The organism is Sphingobacterium alkalisoli (genome assembly GCF_005049105.1).
Classification (GTDB): Bacteria; Bacteroidota; Bacteroidia; order Sphingobacteriales; family Sphingobacteriaceae; genus Sphingobacterium; species Sphingobacterium alkalisoli.
Genome location: NZ_SUKA01000010.1, coordinates 140,690 through 148,934, shown reverse-complemented (window position 1 = coordinate 148,934; position 8,245 = coordinate 140,690). Strand labels below are relative to the sequence as shown.

The 8,245-nt window shown below is 42.8% G+C and carries 8 protein-coding genes; all 8 read right to left on the bottom strand.

Features of this window, described 5'->3' with window-relative positions:
• Nucleotides 1-778, bottom strand: a 778-nt coding sequence (rfbB, locus tag FAZ19_RS22400) for a dTDP-glucose 4,6-dehydratase (protein ID WP_136823008.1), incomplete at its 3' end; no start/stop codon positions are given.
• 4 nt (nucleotides 779-782) lie between these two features.
• Complete coding sequence (locus FAZ19_RS22395) at nucleotides 783-1,802, bottom strand: NAD-dependent epimerase (RefSeq protein ID WP_136823007.1); 1,020 nt, start codon at nucleotides 1,800-1,802, stop codon at nucleotides 783-785.
• Nucleotides 1,803-1,932: 130 nt separating this feature from the next.
• Nucleotides 1,933-2,664, bottom strand: coding sequence for a nucleotidyltransferase family protein (locus FAZ19_RS22390; protein ID WP_136823006.1), 732 nt, complete (start codon nucleotides 2,662-2,664; stop codon nucleotides 1,933-1,935).
• 146 nt (nucleotides 2,665-2,810) lie between these two features.
• A complete protein-coding gene (locus FAZ19_RS22385; protein WP_136823005.1) occupies nucleotides 2,811-3,989 on the bottom strand; it encodes a GHMP family kinase ATP-binding protein in 1,179 nt (392 codons plus the stop codon).
• Nucleotides 3,990-4,026: 37 nt separating this feature from the next.
• Complete coding sequence (locus tag FAZ19_RS22380) at nucleotides 4,027-5,406, bottom strand: nucleotide sugar dehydrogenase (protein ID WP_136823004.1); 1,380 nt, start codon at nucleotides 5,404-5,406, stop codon at nucleotides 4,027-4,029.
• Between the two features lie 79 nt (nucleotides 5,407-5,485).
• Nucleotides 5,486-6,229 carry a WecB/TagA/CpsF family glycosyltransferase gene (locus FAZ19_RS22375; protein WP_136823003.1) on the bottom strand — a complete coding sequence of 248 codons (744 nt, stop codon included), beginning with the start codon at nucleotides 6,227-6,229 and terminating at the stop codon, nucleotides 5,486-5,488.
• A complete protein-coding gene (locus FAZ19_RS22370) occupies nucleotides 6,229-7,149 on the bottom strand; it encodes a glycosyltransferase family 2 protein (RefSeq protein WP_136823002.1) in 921 nt (306 codons plus the stop codon). Before FAZ19_RS22370 ends, FAZ19_RS22375 begins: the two co-directional genes overlap by 1 nt.
• A 5-nt stretch (nucleotides 7,150-7,154) precedes the next feature.
• Complete coding sequence (locus FAZ19_RS22365; RefSeq protein WP_136823001.1) at nucleotides 7,155-8,243, bottom strand: glycosyltransferase WbsX family protein; 1,089 nt, start codon at nucleotides 8,241-8,243, stop codon at nucleotides 7,155-7,157.
• Nucleotides 8,244-8,245: the final 2 nt, after the last annotated feature.

Genomic DNA, 8,245 nt, shown 5'->3' with positions numbered 1-8,245 from the left:
CCAGATCGATGTTCTGCCACTCGTTGAACCCGCCCACATTGTAACTGTCCCCGTTTTTACCATTATGGTACACCAGGTCGATGGCCTTTGCGTGATCGATGACAAATAGCCAATCGCGGGTATATTTTCCGTCTCCGTAGATCGGGAGCGGTTTGTTGTTCAGGATATTGTGGATACAGAGCGGGATCAGCTTTTCCGGAAAGTGGTTGGGACCGTAATTGTTCGAACAGTTGGTCAGCACCATCGGAAGACCGTAGGTATCGTGGTATGCGCGTACAAAATGGTCGGAAGAGGCCTTGGATGCCGAATACGGGGAATGTGGATCGTATTTGGTATCTTCCGTAAAAAGACCTGTCTCGCCCAACGCTCCAAATACTTCGTCCGTGGAGACATGGTGAAAACGCTTACCTTCGTAGCTGTCCTTCCAGATTTCCCTTGCTGCATTCAACAGGTTTACCGTACCGATCACATTGGTCATCACAAAGGCGGTAGGATCCGTGATCGAGCGGTCCACATGGGATTCCGCCGCTAAATGGATTACTCCATCGGGCAGGTATTGCTTAAAGACATCCAGGATATGGGCGGCATCGGTTATATCAGCTTTGACAAAGCTGTAGTTTGGTGCGTCCTCAATATCCTTTAGGTTCTCCAGGTTACCTGCATAGGTAAGCGCATCCAGATTCACAATCTGGTATTCCGGATATTTGGTTACAAACTCGCGGACTACGTGGGAACCTATGAAGCCGGCGCCTCCGGTGATTAGTATCGTCTTTTTCATGATCTTATTTACTGTTATACTTAACAAACCAAGCTACAAATTTTTGGACACCTTCCTGTATCGAGATCTTGCTCTCATAGCCCAACGCATTCAGATGTGCTGTATCTGCCCAGGTGCGCGGCACATCGCCCGGCTGCATGGGTAACATATTTTTTTTCGCTTTTGTTCCCAGGGCATCTTCCAGGGTCTCGATAAACGTAAGCAGGTTTACCGGAGAGCCGTTTCCTATATTAAATACCTGATAAGGTGCTTTCTCTTGTTTCGGATTTTCCAGGGAGATGACAATACCATTGACGATATCTTCGACAAACGTAAAGTCGCGGCTCATTTCGCCATTGTTGAACACCTTGATCGGGCGCCCTTCGGTAACGGCCGATGCAAAAAGGATCGGCGCCATATCCGGTCTCCCCCATGGGCCGTATACGGTAAAGAAGCGAAGGCCCGTAGTTGGAATCTGGTACAGGTGGCTATAGGTGTGTGCCATCAGTTCGTTTGCTTTCTTTGTCGCAGCATACAGACTTACCGGATAGTCTACCCGGTCATCCTCTGAAAATGGCACCTTACCGTTCTCTCCATATACCGAGGAACTGGATGCATACACCAGATGCCCAACCTTCTGGTGCCTGCAGCATTCCAATATATTCAAAAATCCAACGATGTTGCTGTCAATATAGGCTTCCGGGTTTTCAAGGCTGTAACGTACACCCGCCTGTGCGGCCAGATTGATGACCGCATCGAACTTTTCGTTCCCGAAGATTTTAGGCAGCGCCTCACGGTCTTCGAGGTTCATGCGTACAAACTTAAACGAGGGGTAGCTATCAGAAATAACCTCATGGTTCCAGTTCTCTGCCTCTGTTCTCTTCACGCCCAATTCCTGAAGTCGTGCATACTTCAGGTTAACATCGTAGTAGTCATTGATATTATCCAGACCGACAACAGTGATACCTTTTTCCAAAAGCAATTTGCTTATGTAGAATCCTATAAAGCCCGCAGCACCGGTAACGAGTATTTTTTTATATTCCATTTTCTTTTGCGAATGTGCGAATCTGCATATTATGGATGATCCTTTATTTTCCTGAAGGAATCCATGAGCTCGCAAGCTCGGTTTGCCTCTTCGCCGGTTTGTATATTTATAACTATTTATTCTTCTGCCATTAATTGAACTCCTTTTGCGCCTTTTCATAAGCGGCCAGATCTCCGATATCAAAACGGGCACCGTTTATCGGCCATGCATAGACGTCCGTCTGCTTACATAACCAAGCGGCTAAGTTACCCGGCGCATCGTATCCGCATCCTTCACCCAGTGCCCTGTGTATCAACGGCAGATCGCTGCCCCTGTAAAAGTAGAATGGGGGTACCGCCCAATGCGAAGGTGGATTCTCGGGCTTCTCGTGCATGGCGATGACCCTAAAATTATCGTCTGTCTCCAGCACTCCTGTTTTCTGGAGTGCCGCGATCGACGGTTCTTCATGACAGGTAATGCAGCTCGTTCCTTTTTCTTTCGCATATGCGGCAAAGTTTCCAAAAGAAAATGTCGTCACGTTATCACCTGCCAGCACCAAAATATCTTCAGTGATCTGTAGCGCCTCGATGGCAAACAAGATATCCCTCACCGCTCCCAAGCGGTTGTCGTTACTCGTGGTTCCGTCGTTGAGGATAACTATTTCCTTTTTGTAGCTGGACTTTGCCTTCCAATCCTCAAAATGGGAATAAAATGTTGCATTGGTCACCACAATATGTTGGTCAACTTCCTCTATTTCATCAACAGATTCGATCAAACGATCCAATATGGTCTTTCCGCCCACTTCAAGCAGTGGCTTGGGAAAGTTCTTTGTCAAAGGGTATAAACGTGTGGCGTAACCTGCCGCTAATATGATCGTTTTCATTTTTTATTCTTTAATGCGTAAGATTGCTTCGTCGTTCCTCCTCGCAATGACGGGATTCCCTAGATCCCTCCGAAGTCGGGATGACAAAAAGGTCTTCCAACTCCTAAATATCTGACACCTATTTCCTAACTCCTAACACCTAATATCTAACTCACCCTTCTAACTCCATCAGCCGTTTTACATACCCGCACCTCATATTGCCCTTCCATTTCCGGGTATTTACCGATGTAGGCATCCGTGACATATTTTATGGCCTCTTCCCGGTATTCCGGATTCGACAGCGCTACACAGCAGCCCTTAAACCCGGCACCGCTGAAACGCCCTCCGTAGACCCCCGGGGCTTCTTTTATGGCGTCGAACAGGCTGATCATTTCTGGACATCCCGATTCCCATTGCTGGATCGAGCTGTCTCCAGAGGCGAACATAATTGCGCCCAGCATATCGATATCTCCTTTGGTAAATGCTTCCACCGCATGATCTACACGTTCGTATTCTGTCATAAAATGTGTGGCCCTTTTGGCCAGCGCATCGGGCAGGCGGTGCTTCCATTTGTTATAGACTTTCCGGTCCACATCACGCAGGCGTGTATTGGTGAATGCATCATAGGGCAGCCCTTCATAGGCCAATAAGGAAAACGCAGCTACCTTACACTCATCAGTACGGGTGTTGTATCCCGTATTGATCAATGTTCTGGTAAGCCCACTGTAAAATATAAGAATATCGAAGTCCGGCATATTTGCAGGCTTAGGTATCAGCTTGTAAGAGTCATCCTTGGTATCTAAATAAAGCAAATGGTCCTTTTTGGAAAGCACTTCACAGCTTTGGTCCAATTTACCCAAACTTAGACCGATGTATTCTTTCTCCGCACGGAAAGCCAGTTCGATCAGTTCATGTTCGTCTACCGGTATGTCATTGACATCGGCCAATGCCATGATATAACACAGTAATACCGCGGACGAAGATGACAACCCACCCACGGGAAGCGATCCGCAGATCAGCCCCTGTACACCGAACTTAACTTCACCTTTTTTGGAAACCGTATAGATTGCGGCCTGTATGTAACGTCCCCAACTGTCGTATTTGGGGGGGATGGCACCTAATGGAAACAGTACCTGGCCTTCAAAATCTGTACTGAAGAGATTGATGACACCCGTCTCGGTAGGTACATATAAAAAGTCGACGCCATGATCGAGTGCAAAGCCGGTAACATGCCCGTGCTGATGATCAATATGTGCGCCCACAGGGCATACCCGGTATGGACTATATACGTGCCGGACTTCATTATCCGGTGTATCCGGGAACAGTGTATGGAATTTTTTGCGCATTGCTATATGCCTTTATAAATCATAAAATACTAAATATTTATTCCCCTATTGCGTAATACGAAAAACCCAATTCTTCCAACTGTTTACGGTCCAGTAATTTTCTACCATCAAACACAAAAGAAGGACGCTTCATTCCCTCTTTGATAGTTTCCCAATCGTACCCTTTAAATTCGTCCCATTCCGTTAACACCGCTATCGCATGCGCTCCGTCCAATGCTTCATACGGATCAGTTACCACCTTCACCAAACGCCGGTTTTCTTCTGGCGAGCGCGTACCCAGGTAATCCAGATCTTTGTAGATCTGCTCGGCAGATACTTTTGGATCGTACACAATGATATTAGCTTCTTCCTCCAAAAGGTGATCAGCTACATAGATGGCTGCAGACTCTCTGGTATCATTTGTATCTTTCTTAAATGCCCAGCCTAAAAAAGCGATCTGTTTTCCATTCACCGTATTATACATTGTTTTGATAATCTTTTCGGCAAAGCGGGATTTCTGGTGATCGTTTAACAGGATCACCTGCTCCCAATAATCCGCAACGGCATGTAGATTATACGTTCTGGCGATATAGACCAGATTCAGGATATCCTTTTGGAAACAAGACCCGCCAAAACCTACAGACGCCTTCAGAAACTTAGCACCGATCCGAGAATCTTGACCGATCGCGCGGGAAACCTCATCTACATTTGCACCGGTAACCTCACAAAGTTCTGAAATGGCATTAATAGAGGAGACACGTTGTGCTAAGAAGGCATTTGCCACTAACTTAGACAGCTCAGATGACCAAAGGTTGGTTGTCAAGATCCGTTCACGGGGCACCCAGGCTTCATAAACCTGTACCAATGCTTCAATAGCTTCAGCATCTTCGCCGCCGATCAAGACGCGATCGGGATTGTGTAAATCGGTTACTGCGGTACCTTCGGCTAGAAACTCTGGATTGGATAGGATATGGAAATTAACCCCATTTCCTGTATTATCCAAAATAGATTTCAAGGCTTCTGCTGTACGAACAGGAAGGGTGGATTTTTCGACAACAATCTTATCCGATTTAGCCACTGCAGCGATCTGACGTGCACATAGCTCGATATACTTTAAATCAGCAGCTTGCCCCTTACCTTTACCATAGGTTTTGGTAGGCGTATTGACCGAAATAAAGATCATATCGGCCTCATCGATCGCCTTATCCACATCCGTAGAGAAAAACAGATTACGTCCACGTGCTTCGCCGACTACCGCATCCAATCCTGGCTCGTAGACAGGTAATAAACTTAAATCATCATCATTCCATGCGGCAATTCGTGCTTCATTTAAGTCTACGACAGTAACTTCTACATTTGGATTCTTTTGGGCTATAACAGACATTGTTGGTCCTCCAACGTAGCCTGCGCCTATGCAGGTGATTTTTTTTATTTTCATAACAATTGCAATTAATATCCTTACTATTGATCTTTTAACATTAGGCTCATTTCATTAGTTGATTAGAGACATATTACCTTTATTTCTTAAGATAGAATTTAAAAAAAATAGATAAACATTGACTATTTGTTACTAAATACCGTTTAAATAATCTTTTCGGTTCTAAAGATAGTCGATAGAGCCACTCTAATCCTAATTTCTGCAAAACCATAGGAGATCTTTTATTATTACCCGACAAGAAATCAAACAATCCGCCGCATGTTTTTATTAATCCTACCTCACAAGTATCTCTTATGAGGACAGAAACTTCTTCTTGTTTAGGCCTCCCAAGCCCTACCCAAATAATATGCGGTTTCTTATACCGAATATCATCTAGTACGATGGATAACTCATTGTCGGTAAAATAGCCATTTTTAAAACCTACAATATTTAATTTTGGGTATTGCTTTCGAACGTTCGCTATAGTTTTCTGTATAGTATCTTCTGAGCCACCTAAGAAATAATGACCCTCTCCTGTTTGCTCAGATAGCCTGGCGACATCGTGAAACCAGTCGGTGGTTGCAATGCGCTCTGGAAGCCCAACTTCGCATATTCTTTTCGAAGCAGCTACAATAGACATACCGTCTGCATGAATGTAATCAGCTTCTAGCAATAAGGGCGCAAATGACTTGTCATAGTGATATTTAGCCAAGCTCTCCCCATTTAACGAATAAGAAATAGCACACTGAAACTCTCGAGATTTTTCAATAGCAAATTTTGCAAATTCGTCACGAGATACACAAACTAACTCTATATCACAAAAATTTATTGTCTTGATTCCCATTATTTCTTGAATTTAGAAACGTAAACATCTGCCATTTTTCTAAACAGTGACGGTGGAAAAAAAATCTGAAAACCTATGGTAAGAGACAGTTTGAAACTATAACAACCTTTGGTGACCGCATTCAGATATAAGCTAGCTGCCTTCATATATTTTCCGTTACGTGCATAAGCTTTAGCTACAAACCATCCTCTGTCTCCGATATCTGCCCTGCTAGTAATTATTCCTTTACTCTTTTCTAACCAAGCCTCTCTTACTAAAAAGGAAGTACTCGAAGAAACACGCTTGTTATCAGCCAAATCTCTCCAAATTACAGTAGGATTGTCGAGCATTACAAACTGGGCTCCATGAGAATACAATCTGATCGCAAAATCAGTATCTTGACCAAAAGGTAATTCTTCGTCAAATTTTACACTCTTGGCTAAATCTCTGGACATGAATAATGTCGACGTCTGCAAGAAACCTCTATCACAAAGGAGATATTCCGACATATGTTCATTTTCAGAAAGAGCTCGGGGTGGCTTTGTGAACATATTACCATTACCTCGATCAACAATAATTTTACTATAGACCACTATATTTCTGCTATTCGAAACTTGTTGATAGCATTGCTTCAAGTGATTTGGTAAAAATGTATCATCAGAATCTAAAAAAGCAACAAAAGTTCCTCTTGCCTTTTCTACTCCGTGGTTTCTCGCTCTGTTAGCCCCAGAGTTTTTTTGATAACAATAACTTACTCTACTATCTTTAATATCAGCTACCACTTTTGCGGAACTATCTTGTGAGCCATCATCAACTACAATAATCTCAAAGGGAATCTCAATAGTCTGCTGAAGAACAGAATTTATTGTATCTGCAATTAGGGACTCCCTATTAAACATTGGTATGATTACCGAGATAAATGGAAATGGGTCTTGTGACATAAGGATTACTTTTTCAAATTTTTTATTGCATTTCTTAGCGCAATTATATACCCTTTTCCAAATTTCAAATCTGGTTCCATATAATTTCCTTCAGCCCACTCATTCCAAGATTTAAGAAATACAAGTTGGTCTGAAGGGCTTTTTTCCTTAATTAAATTTAAAACTTGACTAGTATGTTGTTCAAATAAAGCTGGAGTCGAATTATGAATAATAGTTCCTGCTTTTCCCACCCTAGGGCTGTGATCCCAATTAGGAATTATAGTGGGGTAAACCTTCTTTTCTTTAAAAAGATCGGATAACCACGACTTCATAGCTTTCTTATAAGAAACAACATTAAGAGGAACTGGAACAAAATATGATATCCATCTCATATAGCGATTATAATTTCCCAAGAAGGCATTATTTTTAAGGTTAAGATTTACACCGTCACAATCAGAATAAGGCTTTGTGTGTAGCTTAGAACTATCCGTTAAGTTTGCTACAAAATAGAAAGCCGACAAACCATTTTCCTGGGCTAGACTATCCCAAACAGCTTTAAATTCACTAAAATCTGGAATCGCAGGCAAATCATATATATAAAAGAGAGGTCTACCATCAACCTTGAAATATCTATGATCTTTAAAAGTAGGCAGCATAGCGTAGAAATGGTCTTTATAATCGTCGATTCCAGGATATAATTGCTTCTTCAAAAGCGTTGTCGACAATCTATTTTCATCTACATTCCAATCCTTCTTTGACCAATCATGGTTTGCCCAGCCTAAACAAAATGGAAAATCTGGCTCACCATGTTCTACAACCATTTCCAAAGGCTTCTCAAGCAATTGATCCCCATTACCAAACCAGTAATGCCAATAGCAAAATGCTTCCACTCCAGCCTCACGAGCCATTTCAGCCTGCTTAAAACGAACTTCCTTAATTCTTAGATCATAATAGCCCAAATCAGCTGGAATTCTAGGTTGATAATGCTTAGAGTAATATTTTTTAGCTTTACCTACATTAGTCCATTCAGTAAAACCTTCTCCCCACCATTCATCATTTTCTTTAACTGGATGGAACTGGGGCAAATAAAATGCTATAATTTTTGGTTTAGACATAA

Coding starts and splice junctions, on each gene's coding strand:
- FAZ19_RS22395 (WP_136823007.1), bottom strand. CDS start 1,802: ATGGAATATAAAAAAATACTCGTTACCGGTGCTGCGGGCTTTATAGGA.
- FAZ19_RS22390 (WP_136823006.1), bottom strand. CDS start 2,664: ATGAAAACGATCATATTAGCGGCAGGTTACGCCACACGTTTATACCCT.
- FAZ19_RS22385 (WP_136823005.1), bottom strand. CDS start 3,989: ATGCGCAAAAAATTCCATACACTGTTCCCGGATACACCGGATAATGAA.
- FAZ19_RS22380 (WP_136823004.1), bottom strand. CDS start 5,406: ATGAAAATAAAAAAAATCACCTGCATAGGCGCAGGCTACGTTGGAGGA.
- FAZ19_RS22375 (WP_136823003.1), bottom strand. CDS start 6,229: ATGGGAATCAAGACAATAAATTTTTGTGATATAGAGTTAGTTTGTGTA.
- FAZ19_RS22370 (WP_136823002.1), bottom strand. CDS start 7,149: ATGTCACAAGACCCATTTCCATTTATCTCGGTAATCATACCAATGTTT.
- FAZ19_RS22365 (WP_136823001.1), bottom strand. CDS start 8,243: ATGTCTAAACCAAAAATTATAGCATTTTATTTGCCCCAGTTCCATCCA.